This is a genomic window from Peribacillus sp. BM1, assembly GCF_056679975.1.
In genome coordinates, this window is sequence record NZ_CM155259.1 from 1,305,642 (window position 1) to 1,324,240 (window position 18,599).

Genomic DNA, 18,599 nt, shown 5'->3' on the forward strand with positions numbered 1-18,599 from the left:
AAGGAGCGGTTGTGTGGAGCCAAGAAACCGGATTTCAAGTAAAGCGCTAAAGGTTTGGCGTGTCAGCGGCGCAATAAATGCAGCAATTTGTTGGGTTATAACCATCGCAATACTTGTTGTGACTATTCTTTTTGATTGGCCCTATTGGGCGATAGGAGCAGCTGGACTAATCTCGGCAGCTGTGACGTACATATCGGTCTTTCTTTTTCCGTCAATGAAATGGAAGCGTTGGCGATATGATGTTCGGGAGAAAGAGATAGAAATCCAGAGCGGTTTATTTATTATTAAGCGGACATTGGTGCCTATGATTAGAGTTCAGCATGTTGAGACAAACCAAGGACCACTGCTCCGGAAATATCAACTGGCTTCTGTAGAAATTTCTACGGCCGCAACGACCCATGAGATACCAGCTTTGGAACTTACTGAAGCTGATGAGTTGCGCTTTTATATATCAAAAATGGCCAGTGTGGAGGAAGACGATGTTTGAACCTAAACGACTTCATCCTGTTGCAGTTTTGTCTGGTATCTTGCAAACGTTGAAGGAAGCAATTATCCCGTTAGTTGTCCTCTTATTTCTGGGAGGCAGCAGCGGTAAAGGTATACAATTCATTATTTTTGGTGTGATCTTCTTTTTTCTCATCTTCTTTTCTTTTCTTTCCTGGCTTAGGCTTACATATTGGGTAGAAGATGGTGAACTTAGAATTGAATCCGGTGTGTTTGTAAGAAAAAAACGATATATTCGCTTTGAACGGATACATAGTATTGATGTTTCAGAAGGAATCCTACAAAGAATATTTGGTCTAGCTCAGATTAAGATAGAAACAGCTGGGTCAAATGGGGGGAAGCCGGAAGCAGAATTAACTGCCATTACAAAGCAAGAATCAAACGAAATTATCGCCATTTTTAATGAAGTGAAAAAAGCAGGGAAAAGGAAGCTGGACAGTGATCGTGTCAATGAGGCAGACACTGGGAAGGAATTAGCCAAAGAGGATGAGGCAGATTCAGCATCTGTTGTATTTAAACAAACTTTTCCTCAGCTGTTTTTAATGGCGGCTACATCAGGTGGGATTGGGGTCGTTCTCTCCGGTGCGGCAGCATTTCTTTCGCAATTTGATGAATTAATTCCTTTTAAAAAAATATCAGCTGAAGCACAACGATTCATTCAATCGGGTATTCTTTTAATGATCCTTATGGTGCTCTTGCTTTTCATAGTAGCCTATCTTGTTGCTACAGCAAGAATTGTCTTAATGTATGCCTATTTTACAGCTGAAAAGGTAGGAGAAGAATTAATTATTTCTCGTGGATTATTAGAAAAAAGACAATTAACGATTCCGTTGAAAAAAATTCAAGGGATCAAAATCGCTGAGAATTTAATCAGGCAACCGCTCGGGTATGCAAGTGTGTACCTTGAATATGCAGGCGGTTCAGCATCAGATAAGGATACAGTTAACATTTTGCTTTTTCCGCTTGTGAAAAAAGAACAGCTAAAAGAAAAAATAAATCAGTTCGTACCCGGATATGAGCTACAGACGGAATTGAAGGGATTACCGAAACGATCCTATATCCGTTATTTCTTTAGGCAATTATTTATTATCATTCCCATTGTTGCTGCTGCATCATGGATTCTTTGGCCTTGGGGATTAGCGTCTTTCGCTCTTATTCCTATAGCTGCTGTCTGGGCTTATTTAAAGTTCAGAGAAGCCGGCTGGAATATTAATGGAAACCAATTGCAATTACGAACCAGAATTGTATCTAAACAAACGTATATTTTTCAAAAGAGTCGACTGCAAGTATTCGACCGACGAGTGAGCTATTTTCAAAGAAGAAAGCAATTGTCCACGATTGTTGCTACCGTGAAATCAGGAGCAGGACCTCGGGAAGGGAAGCTCGTTGACTTAGAACAAAAAGATGCTGAATTCATGAAAGATTGGTTTTCTTATAGCGAACATAAAAAACATCCATGAGCATCTGATCTAAAGCCTAACGATGAAAAAGGTTCAGGTTCTAAAAATGCATCACCTAATGGAGGTGGCGGTGCGGAGCTGGTTATACGAAGCCCCGCCGCCTTTTCCGTGCAAAAAGCGGAGGCTAGGCCTTTGCTTTTTTTAATGGAACAACACTAGCGCTTAAGTCTATTTTGGATAAATAAAGATGCAAGGAGCACACCGGCAGCAAGTCCAGAGAGATGACCAGTAATGTTTATGTTCGGTTGGATGAATGTCATCAACACGCCTACACCGATTAGCGTATAAATCATTTTAACCTCTTGTGTTGGTAACCGATTTTTTTGGAATAAAACGAGATATAAATAAAAGCCAAGCAAGCCAAAGATCGCTCCGCTTGCCCCTACATGGATATAGGTAGGCGGCTGCAGGATAAAGGTAATAATATTTGCTGAAATACCTGTGATAAGAAAAAAGACCGTAAATGTAAGACTGCCCAGCAATCGTTCGAGGGGAGGACCAAAGATGGCGAGTGCAAAGCAGTTGAACAATAAATGCGAAAATGAACTGTGTAAAAAAATCGGCGTAACCAAGCGCCACCATTCACCAGAGGAGATATACAGGTTCACACCTTGACCTTTTTCAAACAAAAAACCTTCAGGCAGTATGGGTAATAATCCTAAGAAAAATAAGAAAATAGTAAAGGCTATTAAGATGGAGACGAGTGGATAATAAGAAAGATATTGTCGGAAACTTTCTGTTCGAGTAAACATGGTTCACCGTCCTTAATTTTTTCGAGTCTTATACGACCATTAAACCAGATAAGTATGGGTTTGTCTTAGAATGAGGGATAGATACTGGCAATAATATATATATTGGCGAAATCAAAGGTAATTCCTGTGTATCACTTTTAAAATATATGAATTTGGATTCAGGATAGAAGGAGAGTTAGAAGTGATTAAAGGAATCGGAATGGATATTGTGGAATTACAAAGAATTCAAAAACTACTTGAACGGCAGCCGAAATTTATTGAAAGAATTTTAACAGTAGAGGAGCGGAAGACCTTTTTTAGTCTGAATGATCGTAGAGGAGTCGAGTTTGTTGCGGGTCGGTTTGCTGCAAAAGAGGCCTTTTCTAAAGCAGAAGGCACAGGAATTGGGAGAAGTCTGTCATTCTTAGATATTGAAGTAAAACCCAATGAATTGGGTAAGCCAGAAATTATTCGGCCATACGCAGCGGGGGTTCATCTTTCCATCACGCATAGTCGAGAATATGCTGCAGCTACGGTTATCATCGAAGAAAGATAGGTAGCTAAGATGGATGTATAAAATGGGTTTTGGTGCTAAGATGCTTTCGCTTTTCTTATCAGACGGGTCATATTCATCGGGGTTGTCTCATATATTCATAGTGCTATAGGGAGACAAGGCCCGGTAAAAGGTACATTGCAGGAAAGGTACTCTCGAATCAGTTTTTCATAAAAGCTGTTTAGCGATAAGCAAACATGTTGAAGCAACCAGAAATCATACATCAACTACCGAGATATGCATAGACCTCAATGACTGGATCCTGCCTTTTCCTCTCCCTTTTACGTTCAAATGACAAAAAGGGGTTGAAAAGATGAAGAAGATCGTAATGCTTTTTGCAGGGATCATGCTTTTGCTTGTTCTTTCTGCCTGCGGACAAAAGTCACAAGGAGATGTGGTCAGTTCGTTAAATGACAAGGTCGAAGGAATGAAGGGATACAAAGCCCAGGCTAAGATGACTTTACAAATGGGGACAGATCCTCAAAGTTATGATGTCGAAATTTGGCACAAGAATCCTGATTTTTACAGAGTGAGCTTGAAGAATTCCGCGAAAGAACAAAGTCAAATGATTCTCCGTAACAATGATGGAGTGTATGTGTTGACGCCTGCGTTGAATAAAAGCTTTAAATTTCAAAGCGAATGGCCAGAAAATAGCAGTCAAGCCTATTTATATGAGTCGTTGGTGAAGGATATTATTGAAGATAAAAGTGCAAAATTCACAGCCACGGACGATCATTACGTGTTTGAAACAAAAACACGTTATCAAAATAATAAAATGCTGCCATATCAAGAAATTACTATCAATAAAAAAGATCTATCGCCTGTTAGTGTGAAAGTGATGGATGCGGATCATAATTCACTTGTAACGGTTGAATTCTCTAAAGTGAAGTTCGATGCTGCATTCGATAAAGATGCGTTCGACATGCAAAAGAACATGACACGTGCAAAACTAGAAGTACCTGTTATGAATGAAGTGAAAGATGAAGCATTTGCTGTAAAATACCCGAATGAAGCCCAAGGTGCAAGTCTGATTGATGAACAAGAAATTACAACAGAAAATGGGAAGCGAGTTATTCTTACGTATGAAGGTGACAAGAGCTTTACATTGATTCAAGAAAAAGCAGAGGTAGTAGAAACTTCACTTGTGGCAACATCTGTGAATGGAGAACCAGTTGATCTTGGGTTTACAGTAGGGGCTGCCACTTCGAACAGTGTTACTTGGACGTATGATGGGGTAGATTATACGCTTGCCTCGAAAGATATGGAGAAAGAAGAATTATTGGATATTGCGAGAACGGTTGATGGGACTTCAGAAAAATAATGAAGTTGGTTCTCAGCTCGAGGCATCGGATGCCTTCTGAGCTGAGAACCTTTTTGTTTGAGGACATGGGGACTTAGGCTTCGCGACTTACTAATGTCGTTAATCTACTTAGCAGGTGTACTGATTTTCCCTTAGAAAGCATCCGAAATTCCGGCCCCGCACCGCCACCATTGTGATTAGGTGAGTTGAGCGTGTTACCGGATTAATCCTTCATGATAAATGGTGGCGTTTTGAATGAAAGTTAGCGTATAATTCTGTCACAATAGAGAAGGAAACTTTTCATGGTTTCGTTTTTTGACTATACTATTTACAAGCAAAGAAAAATAAAAAACGTGCTTGAATGTTGTTGCAACTTTGGGTTTGACGTATATAGTTAGTTCTTTGATTGATGGGTAATAATTAGGTCATCGATCTGCGGCGTTTTTTTTAGAAAGAAGGGTTACAGTTGGAAAAGATGGAATTCTACAGAGATACCTGGGCAGAAGTTAATTTAGATCATATTTATGAAAACATTATAAATCTGAAGAAACATCTATCAGCGCAAACAAAATTATTTGCAGTTGTGAAGGCGAATGCGTATGGCCATGGTGATGTTGAAGTTGCAAAGACGGCTCTTTACGCTGGTGCTGACTATTTAGCTGTTGCTTTTTTGGATGAAGCCTTGGCACTAAGGAAGAAAGGAATTTCAGCACCCATTCTTGTATTAGGGGCGACGAGACCGGAAAGCGTAAAGATTGCGTCTGTGGAACGAATTACGCTCACTATTTTTCAAGATGATTGGATACAGCGAGCGAAGCCGTATCTTCAAGGTGAAGATGTTTTATATGTTCATGTGAAATGTGATAGTGGAATGGGACGACTTGGAATTAGAAATAGGGTGGAGCTAGAGGCTATTGAAGGAAGCTTACTTGAGGATTCGCGTTTTGTCTTCGAAGGAATTTATACACACTTTTCCACGGCAGATAGCCTTAATGAAAACTACTACCACAAACAGCTGGGAGTTTTTCAAGAAATGCTGTCCTGGCTGAAAACAAAACCTAAGTTGGTTCATGCCTCCAATAGTGCAGCTTCATTAAGGTTTCCAGAAGCCACATTCAACTCGGTAAGAATGGGGATTGCTATGTACGGGCTAACTCCCTCAGTAGAAATGAAAGAATTATTGCCTTTTCCTCTTCGTCCGGCTTTATCTTTAAAAACAAGAATCGTAAATGTGAAAGAGTTGAAGAAAGGCGAGAGTGTTAGTTATGGAGCAACGTATACCGCTACTGGAAATGAGTGGATAGCCACGCTTCCTATTGGATATGCAGATGGCTGGATCCGCAAGTTACAAGGACAAGAGGTACTTGTAAACGGAGAAAGGGCGCCTATAGTTGGCCGGATTTGCATGGATCAATGCATGATCAAACTTCCCCGAAATACGCCCATTAATACGGAAGTAACGTTAATTGGTAAGGATAATGGACAAGAGATTTCGGTTGATGAAATTGCGGAGCAGTTAGAAACCATTAATTACGAAATCATCTGTATGATAGCATCAAGAATACCTCGTGTGTATGTTAAAAGTGGTAAAATAACTCATGTGGTAAATGCACTATTATAATGCTTGTTAAAATTGTTTCAGAAAAATGAATAAGTTTTACGGGTTTTTGTTGATAATAATATATAGTCTAGAATATACTCTTTGCAGATAGTGATTTTAATGGTAATATTGAAAAGGATTAGTAATAGGTGTGTAGTGATTGGTGGAGGTGTATGTTTGTGTCTGAATCCAGCGCAACAAGAGAGATAATAATTCGATTACCTCAAAATTTCCTAACCGAATTAGATGGTTATGTAAGTGAAGAAAATGTAAATCGCAGTGAATTTATTTATCGTGCGACGAAAATGTATCTTCGTGAACGTAAAAAAAGAGAGTTTCGCGAATCCATGAAACGTGGTTATATCGAAATGGCCACCTTGAATCTAACCCTTGCTTCTGAAGCATTCCTAGCAGAATATCCAGAATATGAGGCTGAACATTCCGTTGAACGATTAGCAAGCGGAGGCTGATCCCTTGATTGTTGTTAAACGCGGTGACGTATACTTCGCAGACCTGTCTCCGGTTGTAGGTTCCGAACAAGGTGGAACTCGTCCGGTACTCATCCTTCAGAATGATATTGGAAATCGCTTTAGTCCAACTGTGATTGTAGCAGCTATTACAGCACAGATACAGAAAGCTAAACTGCCTACACACGTAGAGATTAATGCAAAGAAATATGGATTTGAACGTGATTCGGTCATCCTTTTAGAACAGATACGCACTATCGATAAGCAGCGTTTAACAGACAAGATTACACATCTGGATGAACCAATGATGCATAAGGTGAATGAAGCTTTACAGATTAGTCTAGGACTAGTAGAGTTTTAGTGTGTGAAAAAAGGTTTTCCTTTTGAAGAGGACGTCTTTATATAATAATTTATGCCTAAGCATAGGTGCAGTAACGATTTTAGCTTTTTGCTGAAATCGTTATTTTTTTTGATTTTTTAAGTCAAATAGAGGGGAATTAGAATTGTGTATACTTTGTTAAATAAACAATATTTTCTTGATAAGAGGTTTAATTTGCTTAGAAATAGGGTTTTAGTAAAGGTGAGGATTCTAAAAAAATGCTAATTTGTGATACATAAAAAGAAAAGCCGTTAAAACGTTTATATGATGAATGAAGCAAAAAGAGCGATAAGATGTAACGTTACAAACCTTGTTGTAAAAAGTAATATATGTAATGTTTAATCATTTTAAAGAAGAAAAGGTTAATTTTGTTTTACATTTACATAACATCCCTGTGAAGTGAGCGTAGAGTCTAAGGGGATATGTTAAGATGGGAGGAAATTATGAATCAAATAGTTTTTACATTTATTACCCATAGTCGTGACTACATGCTAGAGGAATGGATGAATCTCATGAAGGAAAATGCCGATGAGCGCCTTATTAATGTGGTTTCTGATGAGATGTTTGTGCAAACAAGCGCAGAGTTTATTGATATGATCCTCTCCAATACAAGAAGGGACAATGAAGAATTTACTTCAAAACTTTCTGATTTTGCAGAGAAGGTTGTGCGTTTAGGATGGCCGCTTTCATTCATAATTGAAGGGCTTCATAAATTTACTCTAGTTGTGATCAATGGAATGGTCGTAAAAGAGCAGATTACAAAAGATAATCAAATGGAGATCATATATGATTTAGATAAATGGACATCGCCGATGAAACAAGAAATTATTTCAATATACACCCAAACGTGGGAAAGGACAGTCTCACTTCAAAAAATGGCGCTCCAAGAACTATCGGCACCGCTAATCCCTGTTATAGAAGGGATTACCATTATGCCTTTAGTCGGGACCATTGATACTGAACGGGCTAAACAAATCATGGAAAACCTACTGACTGGGGTCGTTAAACAGCGTTCAGAGGTCGTCTTAATTGATATTACAGGTGTTCCGGTTGTAGATACAATGGTAGCCCATCATATTATTCAAGCGGCAGAAGCAGTCCGACTTGTTGGGGCGACATGTATGATTTGTGGCATTCGTCCTGAGATTGCCCAAACGATTGTTAGTTTAGGAATAAACTTGAATGAAATTGTCACAAAGAATTCGTTGAAAAAGGGAATTGACGCTGCCTTAGAATTAACAAACCGAAAGATTACTAAGGTGGAGGAGTGACGATGAGAATTCCGATATTAAAGCTATATGATTACCTTTTAGTGTCGATCCAATGGGAATTGGATGATGCTACGGCACTCGATTTTCAAGAGGACTTATTAAATAAAATACACGAAACGAGTGCGAGTGGTGTTGTAATTGATTTAACCTCCATTGATTTTATTGATTCCTTCATCGCAAAAGTGCTGGGTGATGTATTCAGTATGTCAAAGCTGATGGGAGCAAAGGTTGTAATCACTGGAATCCAGCCTGCTGTTGCGATAACCCTAATCGAGCTTGGTATTAGTCTAGAAGGAGTTAGGACAGCGCTAGATCTAGAGAAAGGCCTGGAGAAATTACAACAGGAATTGGGGGATTAAGGGTATGGGGTTCCAATCCTGCGTGAAAATTATCAATGAATGGGATATTGTCGCCGCGCGTCAATTGGGGCGAAATCTCGCTAAAGAGCTGGGATTTGGTACTGTCGACCAAGCACGTATTACGACGGCTATCAGCGAACTAGCCAGAAATATATATTTATACGCTGGACGTGGCAGCGTTTGTATAGAAAAAGAGTATGAGAATGGAAAATCCGGTATGAAGATTATAGCAAGTGATGAAGGTCCAGGGATACAAGATATCCGAAAAGTCATGGAAGATGGCTATACAACCTCTGGAGGGCTAGGAGCAGGTCTTCCAGGAGTAAGACGTTTAATGGATGATTTCGATATTGATTCGTTTCTGAATAAAGGAACCAAAATCACAGCCATTAAATGGCTTCGCTAGGAGGATGTTATGATATACAGAGAGAACATGAAAAACAAATACCGTGAAGCTCTCTCTACCTATTTGCAAGAACAAACGGAGCAAGCGTTATATCAAGGGCAAAAAATTAGTAAAAAATCGATTGAATATAATATTGCACCTGAAGAAATCATTAATATTCATAAAAATATCCTAATGGACGTTTACCCAGACACCCCAGATACAGTTCTGGATTCACTTGATTTTCTACTTGAAGTCATGATGGGTTATGGTTTCGCGTATCGTGAACATCAAAGCCTCAGACATATCCAACAAGAACTGAAAACGGAAATTGAAATTGCTGCCAACGTTCAATCTACTTTACTTGAAACGACCATTCCGAATGTGGATGGTCTCGAAATTGGAGCAATAAGCGTGCCGGCAAGACAAATGAGTGGCGATTATTATCACTTTGTTCAAGATGAAAAAAAGCATATTGGTGTGGCCATCGCAGATGTAATCGGGAAGGGGATTCCTGCAGCGCTTTGTATGTCCATGATTAAATATGCGATGGATAGTCTACCGGAACACCGGCATAATCCTAGTAGCGTGCTGGAAAGTTTGAATCGTGTAGTCGAACACAATGTTGATCCCAGCATGTTTATTACGATGTTTTATGGATTGTATAACCCTGAGAACCATCGATTTTCCTATTCAGCAGCTGGTCATGAGCCTGGTTTCTATTATGAAGCCGCTACAAAGGAATTTACAGATTTGACTGCGAAAGGTTTACTACTAGGTGTTGATAAAAAAACGAAGTATGTGCAGTATGAAAAAAAGGTAGAGCCTGGAGATATGATTATTCTGTTATCGGATGGTGTTACTGAATGCCGAACGAGTGAAGGGTTTATTGAGAGAGAAACCTTGATTGAATTTATTCAACAAAACATTCACCTACATGCACAAAATATAGTCAATCGTCTCTTTAAGCAGCTAGAGAAAATGCAACATTTTCAACTTCGTGATGATTTTACATTACTTATTTTAAAAAGAGATGTTTAATGTGATGATAAGCGGGTATATAAAACAGAGGATATTAGGATGAAAAAGGTGGGGCATTGATATGGACATAACAGTTGAAGTAAAAGATATTACCTCTGGGGTAGAAGTACGAATAAAAGGTGAAATTGATGCGTATACAGCGCCTAAGATTAGTGAAACGTTAAATCCTTTATCTAAGCAAGAAGGAATTGTCATGATTATTGACTTGACGGAGGTTTCGTATATGGACAGTACTGGCCTGGGTGTTTTCGTTGGTTTATTTAAAAGCGTACGCGCGCACAACGGTGTTTTTACACTGGTTGGCTTGTCAGAACGTTTGCAACGTCTGTTTGATATTACCGGTCTCGCTGATATCATTGATATTAAAAGTCATGCAGAGGGTGGAGTAGAATGAGTCAAGCATATGAATACATCGAAATGAAGATCCCGGCAAAAACTGATTTTATTGGAGTTATTCGATTAACCCTTTCTGGAATTGCTAGTCGAATGGGCTTTACTTACGATGAAATTGAGGATTTGAAGATCGCTACAAGTGAAGCGTGTACGAATGCCGTACAGCATGCATATAAAGAGCAGGATCATGGACAAGTGAAAATTAGCTTTGGTTTATATGAAGACCGTTTGGAAGTTATGGTTTCCGACAGTGGAAAAAGTTGTAACTTTAATGAAGTGCGCCAAGGGCTTGGACCATATAAAAATGAACATGAGGTTGAGTTTTTAAGAGAAGGAGGTTTGGGCCTCTATCTCATTGAGACTCTTATGGATGAAGTGAAGATTCACCAACATGAAGGGGTTACGGTTTTCATGACTAAGTTTGTTGATGGAGAGCAGGTGGAGATGGATGCAAAAGCACTCCAAACCTAATCAAGCTGTAAAAGAGCAAGTGCATGAGTGGATTCGAGCCTACCAGCTCAATCAGGATGATGAAGCCCAAACTCAACTTGTCCTCCATTATAGAAATTTAGTCGAAGCTATTTCTAGAAAATATTCAAAGGGAAAAGCGTCCCAAGAAGATATTGTACAGGTGGGAATGATTGGACTATTAGGAGCTATTCGTAGATACGATGAATCTTTCGGGAAAAGCTTTGAAGCCTTTGCAGTTCCTACTGTAATCGGTGAAATCAAAAGATACTTACGAGATAAAACATGGAGTGTCCATGTTCCAAGACGTATTAAAGAGCTTGGTCCGAAAATTAAAGCAGCTGTTGAAGAATTGACCACGGTTCTACAGCGCTCGCCTAAAATTGGTGAAATTGCTGACTTTATAGGAGTAGCTGATGAAGAAGTGTTAGAAGCAATGGAAATGGGGAAAAGTTATCAAGCTTTATCTGTAGATCATTCAATGGAAGCAGATTCAGATGGTGGAACCGTTACACTGCTTGATATTTTTGGGGATGTTGATGAAGGATTCGAACGTGTTAATCAACGCATGGTGCTTGAAAAAGTATTGCATGTGTTAAGTGAAAGAGAAAAAAGTATTATCCAATTTACGTATCTAGAAAACCTGAGTCAAAAAGAGGTTGGCGAGAAACTAGGGATTTCGCAAATGCATGTATCCCGACTTCAACGGCGAGCAATAAAGAAACTTCGGGAAGCTATACATGCAGAGAATAATTCGGAGTTTGTTCGATGAAAAGGGAGTTTTTTTCCGAGAATCAATTCGAGTTAAGGGCCTTTCAAGCTTCTAAAAATGGAGAGATTTATTGTGGCGATGATTATTATATAGCTCATACAGATGAGTATCTTCTCTGTGTACTTGCAGATGGTCTCGGTAGCGGTAAATTTGCCTACGAATCTTCTCACGCTGTCATTGAAGAGATTAAGAAAAATCAAAACAAAGGCGTCGGGGCACTGATGGATTTGGGGAACGGAGTATTGGTGAACAAAAGAGGAGCTGCCGTATCCGTTATAAAGATTTATTTCGATACGAGAGAATTTGTTTATAGCTCGGTTGGAAATATTCGTTTCTTCTCGTACAATCCTGAGGCAGAAAAACTCATTTACCCACTACCTGTTACTGGATATCTATCTGGGAGGAAGCAAAAGTATCGTACTCAGCGATTTAAATATGAACCTGGGGCGAGCTTCATTCTTCATTCAGATGGTGTTCAACTACGAGGAGCAAAAGCCTTATTAAAGTCCTGTTCCCCTTTGGAACAGAAAGCCCAAGAAATAATTGAAGGAATAAAGGTCCAAGCCGATGACTCGACGTTTATTATAGGAAGCTTACTTTCATGAACCTTTGGAAGTAAGCTTTTTATTATGAAAAATTATATAGAAACCTTTGAAATGAATAATGTGGGGATTTACTCTCGTCATATTCGCAACGAGTCGAGGTTTTTGCTAAACTACACGTATAAGGAATTTTTTAGCAGTGGACATATTAACGATTAGCTTGGAGGAAAAACAGTGATTGTAGAGGCAAATCAAACTAAAGAAATTGTAAATAAAGTATCTCATGAGCTAGCATTGAAAACACAACAAGTACAAAGTGTGATGAACTTGCTCAAAGAAGGTAATACCGTACCATTCATTGCAAGATACCGAAAAGAAATAACTGGTTCATTAGATGAAGTACAAATTAAGACCATCATGGAGCGTTCAAATTACTTGGAAAATCTTAATCAACGTAAGGTTGAGGTTATTCGAAGTATAGAGGAACAAAGGAAGCTTACTCCGGATCTGCAACTACAAATTACTAAGGCGGACAAACTTCAGGAAGTAGAAGATCTATATCGCCCTTATAAACAAAAACGAAGAACGAAAGCGACAGTGGCGAAAGAGAAAGGCTTAGAGCCTCTTGCTATATGGCTGCTTGAACTCCCTATTTCTGAATCAATTGAGGGAAAAGCCGGAGAATTTTTATCCGAAGAGCATGATGTACATACGGTTGAAGAGGCGATCAACGGAGCAAAGGATATTATTGCGGAAATTATTGCAGATGACGCAGAATATCGCAAGAAAATACGAGCAGATGTGTTTAAAACGGGTACGTTTGTATCTACAGTCAAAGACGAAGAAAAAGACGAAAAGAAAATCTTTGAAATGTATTACGAGTATTCTGAGCCTGTTCACAAAATAGTGCCACACCGAGTATTAGCGCTGAATCGAGGAGAAAAGGAGGACGTGCTACGAATTTCCATTGTTCCAAATACAGAAGCAATTATTGCTTATCTTGAAAAGGTTGTGACGAAAGAATCCATCTCTAGCGCTGTTAAGCCAATTAAGGAAGCGATTGAGGATAGCTTTAAACGTCTAATTATGCCTTCTGTTGAACGCGAAATTAGAAAAGAACTGACAGAAAAAGCAGAAGATCAGGCGATTCATATTTTCTCGGAAAATCTGCGCAATCTTTTGCTTCAACCGCCTTTAAAAGGCAAGGTCGTTCTAGCGCTCGACCCTGCGTATCGAACAGGCTGTAAGCTTGCTGTGATTGATGAAACAGGAAAAGTACTGGCGATTGATGTCATCTATCCGCACCCTCCGGTAAACAAGAAAGAAGCAGCAGTGAATACGACCATTTCACTTTTAAAAGAATACCAAGTAGAAATCGTTGCGATTGGAAATGGCACAGCTTCTCGTGAATCTGAACAATTTATTGCGGACATCCTGAAGGAAGTTCGGGAACAAATTTCGTACATCATCGTAAACGAGGCAGGAGCAAGTGTCTACTCTGCATCTGACATCGCTCGTGTGGAATTTCCTGATCTTGCGGTAGAACAAAGGAGTGCCGTTTCTATCGGTCGCCGTTTACAAGATCCGTTGGCGGAGTTGGTTAAAATTGATCCGAAGTCGGTCGGAGTCGGTCAATATCAGCATGATGTCTCGCAAAAGAAATTATCAGAATCGCTTGCCTTTGTTGTCGAGACAGCGGTTAACCAAGTAGGTGTGAACGTCAATACAGCCTCTCCGTCTCTCCTTCAATATGTAGCTGGTCTCTCCAAGTCTGTTGCACAAAACATCGTGAAGAGGCGGGAAGAAGAAGGGAAGTTTACAAGTAGAAAAAGCTTAAAAGGGATTCCGCGCCTCGGGGCTAAAACCTACGAGCAATGCATCGGTTTCTTAAGAGTAGTAGACGGTGAAGAACCATTAGACCAGACGTCCATTCATCCTGAGAACTATGGAGCGGTCAATAAACTCTTGAAAAAATTAGGATTTACTTCTCGAGACATTGGCAGTGAAGTTCTTCATGAAGTACTATCTAATCGTGAAGATATAAAGGAATTGGCGAAGAGCTTAGAGATTGGGGAAATTACGTTAAAGGACATTATGGATGATTTAAGAAAACCTGGACGTGACCTCCGTGACGATTTGGCAAAACCTTTACTTAAACAAGATGTCCTAAAGTTAGAAGACTTACAAAAAGGAATGGAGCTTCAAGGAACTGTTCGTAACGTTGTCGACTTTGGTGCCTTTGTTGATGTCGGTGTCAAACAAGATGGACTTGTGCATATATCAAAACTGAGCAATAAATTCGTAAAGCACCCACTCGATATTGTGGCTGTTGGAGATGTAGTAACAGTTTGGGTGGATTCAATCGATATGAATAAGCAAAGGGTGGCATTAACTATGCTTGAACCGAAAGACCAACTCTAAAATGTAAAAAAACACTTCCTTATCGGAGGTGTTTTTTAGTTAGGATTTTTCCGTTAATAATGAACACTCTCGTTATTCCAATAATAAAACCAACATTGATTCAGCATCTTCACTTGAACGTGATTCTTTTCGTGGAATGCCCTACGAATTTGATTTTGAAGCCATATAGGCATGGAATAAGCCCCCAGTTAATTCGACGTTTTTACTATATATATGAATAGAGAGGATGTCTCGTGCCCGTGGCAAGCCTAAAAAATGGTGGATAAAATCAATAATAAGCTTTAAGAAAGAATATTCTTCGTTTATGATAAATGAAAAGATGGATCTGGCCCAGTTAGAGAGGAGGGGAAGAGTGGAAAACCAGCAACTTCAAGAACTTGTAGAAGAAATTTCACTTAAGGATTTTGCGAGGAGCTTTAGACATCAAGCATCTTTCAATCCTCGTCTTAGAACAACAGGTGGCAGATATTTGTTGCGCTCGCATGATATAGAAATCAACAAGAAATACTATGATGAGAGAGGCGTAGAGGAGCTTATAGGCATTATTAAACATGAGCTTTGCCATTATCATCTTCATCTGGAGGGGAGAGGGTATCAACATAAAGATAAAGATTTTAAAATGCTTCTCAAACAGGTGGGGGCACCTAGATTTTGCACGCCATTATCAACGGACAAGAATAAGAGAAAACAAAATCAAAAAATATATCAATATGCTTGTAAGTTATGTGGTCAATTGTATAGTAGGAAAAGAAGGATAAATACATCAAAGTATGTGTGTGGAACGTGTAAAGGGAAGCTGTTTCTTATTGATAGTAATGAGGTTTAAAAAAAGTTAAAAAGATGCTTGACTTTAGTTTGAAACGTCCTTATAATCTAAAGAGTCGACAAAAGATAACGCAAAGTTATCACGACATTATAGTCTTTGAGTTCTACTATAAGACACCAAATTTTTATATTATTCCGCAGTAGCTCAGTGGTAGAGCATTCGGCTGTTAACCGAACGGTCGTAGGTTCGAGTCCTACCTGCGGAGCCAATTTGGGGAAGTACTCAAGAGGCTGAAGAGGCGCCCCTGCTAAGGGTGTAGGTCGGGTGACCGGCGCGAGGGTTCAAATCCCTCCTTCTCCGCCAGCTACTATTATTACGAAGGCCCCTTGGTCAAGCGGTTAAGACACCGCCCTTTCACGGCGGTAACACGGGTTCGAATCCCGTAGGGGTCATCGCTTTATTTATTTTCATACTGGTCCCGTGGTGTAGCGGTTAACATGCCTGCCTGTCACGCAGGAGATCGCGGGTTCGATTCCCGTCGGGACCGCCATTTTTTTAAAAAAAGTATTGCGCAAGCATTAACAACTGCAATGCAATAATAACTTGTTATTCATAAATTGATGGGCTATAGCCAAGTGGTAAGGCAACGGATTTTGATTCCGTCATGCGAAGGTTCGAATCCTTCTAGCCCAGCCATTTTCATATTTTGACATAAGTAATGTTGAACGATGAGCCATTAGCTCAGTTGGTAGAGCATCTGACTTTTAATCAGAGGGTCGCAGGTTCGAATCCTGCATGGCTCACTATTTATCTTATGCGGGTGTGGCGGAATTGGCAGACGCACCAGACTTAGGATCTGGCGCCGTGAGGCGTGGGGGTTCAAGTCCCTTCACCCGCACTTTTGAAAATCTTATTGACACAAAATGTTGAATGTGATAAGATAATCAATGTCGCTTTTGCGGTCGTGGCGGAATGGCAGACGCGCTAGGTTGAGGGCCTAGTGGGGGAAACCCTGTGGAGGTTCAAGTCCTCTCGGCCGCACCAAAGAATGTAATTCAGATAGTATTTATGCGCCCGTAGCTCAATTGGATAGAGCGTCTGACTACGGATCAGAAGGTTATGGGTTCGACTCCTTTCGGGCGCGCCATATAGACGGGAAGTAGCTCAGCTTGGTAGAGCACTTGGTTTGGGACCAAGGGGTCGCAGGTTCGAATCCTGTCTTCCCGACCATTCATTTTTTTACTTTTAGTAATATGCGGGTGTAGTTTAGTGGTAAAACCTCAGCCTTCCAAGCTGATGATGAGAGTTCGATTCTCTTCACCCGCTCCAATATTGCTCTTTGAAAACTGAACAAAACAAAGCGCCAACGTTTTAATTGAAGTGAGTACACACTATAACAACAATGAGCAAGTCAAACACTTTTTGGAGAGTTTGATCCTGGCTCAGGACGAACGCTGGCGGCGTGCCTAATACATGCAAGTCGAGCGAATGATAGGGAGCTCGCTCCCTTGATTTAGCGGCGGACGGGTGAGTAACACGTGGGCAACCTACCTGTAAGACTGGGATAACTTCGGGAAACCGGAGCTAATACCGGATAATTTCTTTTCTCGCATGAGAAGAGATGGAAAGACGGTTTCGGCTGTCACTTACAGATGGGCCCGCGGCGCATTAGCTAGTTGGTGAGGTAATGGCTCACCAAGGCCACGATGCGTAGCCGACCTGAGAGGGTGATCGGCCACACTGGGACTGAGACACGGCCCAGACTCCTACGGGAGGCAGCAGTAGGGAATCTTCCGCAATGGACGAAAGTCTGACGGAGCAACGCCGCGTGAACGAAGAAGGCCTTCGGGTCGTAAAGTTCTGTTGTTAGGGAAGAACAAGTACCAGAGTAACTGCTGGTACCTTGACGGTACCTAACCAGAAAGCCACGGCTAACTACGTGCCAGCAGCCGCGGTAATACGTAGGTGGCAAGCGTTGTCCGGAATTATTGGGCGTAAAGCGCGCGCAGGTGGTTCTTTAAGTCTGATGTGAAAGCCCACGGCTCAACCGTGGAGGGTCATTGGAAACTGGGGAACTTGAGTGCAGAAGAGGAAAGTGGAATTCCAAGTGTAGCGGTGAAATGCGTAGAGATTTGGAGGAACACCAGTGGCGAAGGCGACTTTCTGGTCTGTAACTGACACTGAGGCGCGAAAGCGTGGGGAGCGAACAGGATTAGATACCCTGGTAGTCCACGCCGTAAACGATGAGTGCTAAGTGTTAGAGGGTTTCCGCCCTTTAGTGCTGCAGCTAACGCATTAAGCACTCCGCCTGGGGAGTACGGCCGCAAGGCTGAAACTCAAAGGAATTGACGGGGGCCCGCACAAGCGGTGGAGCATGTGGTTTAATTCGAAGCAACGCGAAGAACCTTACCAGGTCTTGACATCCTTTTGCCCTTCCTAGAGATAGGAACTTCCCTTCGGGGACAAAAGTGACAGGTGGTGCATGGTTGTCGTCAGCTCGTGTCGTGAGATGTTGGGTTAAGTCCCGCAACGAGCGCAACCCTTGATCTTAGTTGCCAGCATTCAGTTGGGCACTCTAAGGTGACTGCCGGTGACAAACCGGAGGAAGGTGGGGATGACGTCAAATCATCATGCCCCTTATGACCTGGGCTACACACGTGCTACAATGGATGGTACAAAGAGCTGCAAACCCGCGAGGGTAAGCGAATCTCATAAAGCCATTCTCAGTTCGGATTGTAGGCTGCAACTCGCCTACATGAAGCCGGAATCGCTAGTAATCGTGGATCAGCATGCCACGGTGAATACGTTCCCGGGCCTTGTACACACCGCCCGTCACACCACGAGAGTTTGTAACACCCGAAGTCGGTGAGGTAACCGCAAGGAGCCAGCCGCCTAAGGTGGGACAGATGATTGGGGTGAAGTCGTAACAAGGTAGCCGTATCGGAAGGTGCGGCTGGATCACCTCCTTTCTAAGGAATATAACGAGCGCTTTTGTTTTGTTCAGTTTTGAATGAGTAATTCATTCATTCGTGGTACATGAAAGCAACAGATTAGTCTTTTGCTTATTCGTTGCCGAATCGTTCTTTGAAAACTAGATAATAGATAGAAGGCAAATTTTTGCATTAATTTTTCAAGACATCAAGTAAGACCTTTTAACAACTAGGTTGTTTGGTAAACTTTTCGTTTA

The 18,599-nt window shown here is 40.9% G+C and carries 19 protein-coding genes, 11 tRNA genes and 1 rRNA gene; 29 read left to right on the top strand and 2 right to left on the bottom strand.

All coding sequences use genetic code 11. The annotated features are described in order from the left end of the window. The first annotated feature begins 13 nt into the window (after positions 1-13). Both AC1MGI_RS06385 and AC1MGI_RS06390 read left to right on the top strand, forming a co-directional pair. Entirely contained in the window at positions 14-487 is a 474-nt protein-coding gene (locus tag AC1MGI_RS06385; RefSeq protein WP_062187815.1) for a PH domain-containing protein, read from the top strand. Next, entirely contained in the window at positions 480-1,964 is a 1,485-nt protein-coding gene (locus AC1MGI_RS06390; RefSeq protein WP_480348968.1) for a PH domain-containing protein, read from the top strand. Before AC1MGI_RS06385 ends, AC1MGI_RS06390 begins: the two co-directional genes overlap by 8 nt. 155 nt (positions 1,965-2,119) lie before the next feature. Here the strand turns inward: AC1MGI_RS06390 and AC1MGI_RS06395 are convergent, their stop codons facing one another. Then, positions 2,120-2,716: a rhomboid family intramembrane serine protease gene (locus tag AC1MGI_RS06395; RefSeq protein ID WP_480348970.1), complete on the bottom strand. Its 597-nt coding sequence runs from the start codon at positions 2,714-2,716 to the stop codon at positions 2,120-2,122. Positions 2,717-2,897: 181 nt separating this feature from the next. Between AC1MGI_RS06395 and acpS the strand changes: the two genes are divergently transcribed. The 14 genes from acpS (at position 2,898) to AC1MGI_RS06465 (ending at position 14,646) form a co-directional block, all read left to right on the top strand. Next, positions 2,898-3,251 carry a holo-ACP synthase gene (gene acpS, locus AC1MGI_RS06400; RefSeq protein WP_480348971.1) on the top strand — a complete coding sequence of 118 codons (354 nt, stop codon included), beginning with the start codon at positions 2,898-2,900 and terminating at the stop codon, positions 3,249-3,251. Between the two features lie 310 nt (positions 3,252-3,561). Next, complete coding sequence (locus AC1MGI_RS06405; RefSeq protein WP_480348972.1) at positions 3,562-4,569, top strand: LolA family protein; 1,008 nt, start codon at positions 3,562-3,564, stop codon at positions 4,567-4,569. Positions 4,570-5,023: 454 nt separating this feature from the next. Next, positions 5,024-6,169, top strand: a complete 1,146-nt coding sequence (alr, locus tag AC1MGI_RS06410; protein ID WP_480349716.1) for an alanine racemase — start codon at positions 5,024-5,026, stop codon at positions 6,167-6,169. A 158-nt stretch (positions 6,170-6,327) separates the two neighbouring features. Beyond that, positions 6,328-6,618: a CopG family ribbon-helix-helix protein gene (locus tag AC1MGI_RS06415; RefSeq protein WP_480348973.1), complete on the top strand. Its 291-nt coding sequence runs from the start codon at positions 6,328-6,330 to the stop codon at positions 6,616-6,618. Positions 6,619-6,625: 7 nt separating this feature from the next. Next, complete coding sequence (locus AC1MGI_RS06420; protein WP_028390571.1) at positions 6,626-6,976, top strand: type II toxin-antitoxin system PemK/MazF family toxin; 351 nt, start codon at positions 6,626-6,628, stop codon at positions 6,974-6,976. 461 nt (positions 6,977-7,437) lie between these two features. Further along, complete coding sequence (locus AC1MGI_RS06425; RefSeq protein ID WP_480348974.1) at positions 7,438-8,265, top strand: STAS domain-containing protein; 828 nt, start codon at positions 7,438-7,440, stop codon at positions 8,263-8,265. Positions 8,266-8,267: 2 nt separating this feature from the next. Next, on the top strand, positions 8,268-8,624 hold the full coding sequence (locus AC1MGI_RS06430) for an STAS domain-containing protein (RefSeq protein WP_480348975.1): 357 nt from the start codon (positions 8,268-8,270) through the stop codon (positions 8,622-8,624). Positions 8,625-8,628: 4 nt separating this feature from the next. Next, positions 8,629-9,030, top strand: a complete 402-nt coding sequence (locus AC1MGI_RS06435; protein ID WP_480348976.1) for an anti-sigma regulatory factor — start codon at positions 8,629-8,631, stop codon at positions 9,028-9,030. A gap of 9 nt (positions 9,031-9,039) precedes the next feature. Beyond that, positions 9,040-10,050: a SpoIIE family protein phosphatase gene (locus AC1MGI_RS06440; protein ID WP_480348977.1), complete on the top strand. Its 1,011-nt coding sequence runs from the start codon at positions 9,040-9,042 to the stop codon at positions 10,048-10,050. Positions 10,051-10,111: 61 nt separating this feature from the next. After that, a complete protein-coding gene (locus AC1MGI_RS06445) occupies positions 10,112-10,444 on the top strand; it encodes an anti-sigma factor antagonist (RefSeq protein WP_480348978.1) in 333 nt (110 codons plus the stop codon). Next, positions 10,441-10,914: an anti-sigma B factor RsbW gene (gene rsbW / locus AC1MGI_RS06450; protein ID WP_480348979.1), complete on the top strand. Its 474-nt coding sequence runs from the start codon at positions 10,441-10,443 to the stop codon at positions 10,912-10,914. Before AC1MGI_RS06445 ends, rsbW begins: the two co-directional genes overlap by 4 nt. Beyond that, positions 10,892-11,683 (top strand): RNA polymerase sigma factor SigB, encoded by a 792-nt coding sequence (gene sigB, locus AC1MGI_RS06455; RefSeq protein ID WP_480348980.1) that lies wholly within the window; start codon positions 10,892-10,894, stop codon positions 11,681-11,683. Before rsbW ends, sigB begins: the two co-directional genes overlap by 23 nt. Next, positions 11,680-12,288, top strand: coding sequence for a PP2C family serine/threonine-protein phosphatase (locus AC1MGI_RS06460; RefSeq protein ID WP_480348981.1), 609 nt, complete (start codon positions 11,680-11,682; stop codon positions 12,286-12,288). The genes sigB and AC1MGI_RS06460 overlap by 4 nt, the downstream gene beginning before the upstream one ends. A 231-nt stretch (positions 12,289-12,519) precedes the next feature. Next, on the top strand, positions 12,520-14,646 hold the full coding sequence (locus AC1MGI_RS06465) for a Tex family protein (RefSeq protein WP_480349717.1): 2,127 nt from the start codon (positions 12,520-12,522) through the stop codon (positions 14,644-14,646). A 53-nt stretch (positions 14,647-14,699) separates the two neighbouring features. On the opposite strand, the gene cmpA is transcribed toward AC1MGI_RS06465, so the two are convergent. Then, positions 14,700-14,819 carry a cortex morphogenetic protein CmpA gene (gene cmpA / locus AC1MGI_RS06470; protein WP_152534698.1) on the bottom strand — a complete coding sequence of 40 codons (120 nt, stop codon included), beginning with the start codon at positions 14,817-14,819 and terminating at the stop codon, positions 14,700-14,702. 179 nt (positions 14,820-14,998) lie between these two features. Here cmpA and AC1MGI_RS06475 point away from each other — a divergent pair, with 179 nt between their 5' ends. The 13 genes from AC1MGI_RS06475 (at position 14,999) to AC1MGI_RS06535 (ending at position 18,381) form a co-directional block, all read left to right on the top strand. After that, on the top strand, positions 14,999-15,472 hold the full coding sequence (locus AC1MGI_RS06475) for a SprT family protein (RefSeq protein WP_480349718.1): 474 nt from the start codon (positions 14,999-15,001) through the stop codon (positions 15,470-15,472). Positions 15,473-15,605: 133 nt separating this feature from the next. Continuing rightward, a tRNA-Asn gene (locus tag AC1MGI_RS06480) sits at positions 15,606-15,680 on the top strand. A 4-nt stretch (positions 15,681-15,684) separates the two neighbouring features. Beyond that, positions 15,685-15,775 (top strand) — tRNA-Ser (locus AC1MGI_RS06485). 17 nt (positions 15,776-15,792) lie between these two features. Continuing rightward, positions 15,793-15,864, top strand: a tRNA-Glu gene (locus AC1MGI_RS06490). Positions 15,865-15,886: 22 nt separating this feature from the next. Beyond that, positions 15,887-15,962: transfer RNA gene (locus AC1MGI_RS06495), tRNA-Asp, on the top strand. Positions 15,963-16,033: 71 nt separating this feature from the next. Further along, positions 16,034-16,108: transfer RNA gene (locus AC1MGI_RS06500), tRNA-Gln, on the top strand. Between the two features lie 34 nt (positions 16,109-16,142). Beyond that, a tRNA-Lys gene (locus tag AC1MGI_RS06505) sits at positions 16,143-16,215 on the top strand. A 13-nt stretch (positions 16,216-16,228) separates the two neighbouring features. Then, positions 16,229-16,310: transfer RNA gene (locus AC1MGI_RS06510), tRNA-Leu, on the top strand. 60 nt (positions 16,311-16,370) lie between these two features. Then, positions 16,371-16,456: transfer RNA gene (locus tag AC1MGI_RS06515), tRNA-Leu, on the top strand. A gap of 26 nt (positions 16,457-16,482) precedes the next feature. After that, positions 16,483-16,559 (top strand) — tRNA-Arg (locus tag AC1MGI_RS06520). 6 nt (positions 16,560-16,565) lie between these two features. Then, a tRNA-Pro gene (locus AC1MGI_RS06525) sits at positions 16,566-16,642 on the top strand. Between the two features lie 25 nt (positions 16,643-16,667). Beyond that, positions 16,668-16,741 (top strand) — tRNA-Gly (locus AC1MGI_RS06530). A 90-nt stretch (positions 16,742-16,831) separates the two neighbouring features. Beyond that, positions 16,832-18,381, top strand: a 16S ribosomal RNA gene (locus AC1MGI_RS06535). Positions 18,382-18,599: the final 218 nt, after the last annotated feature.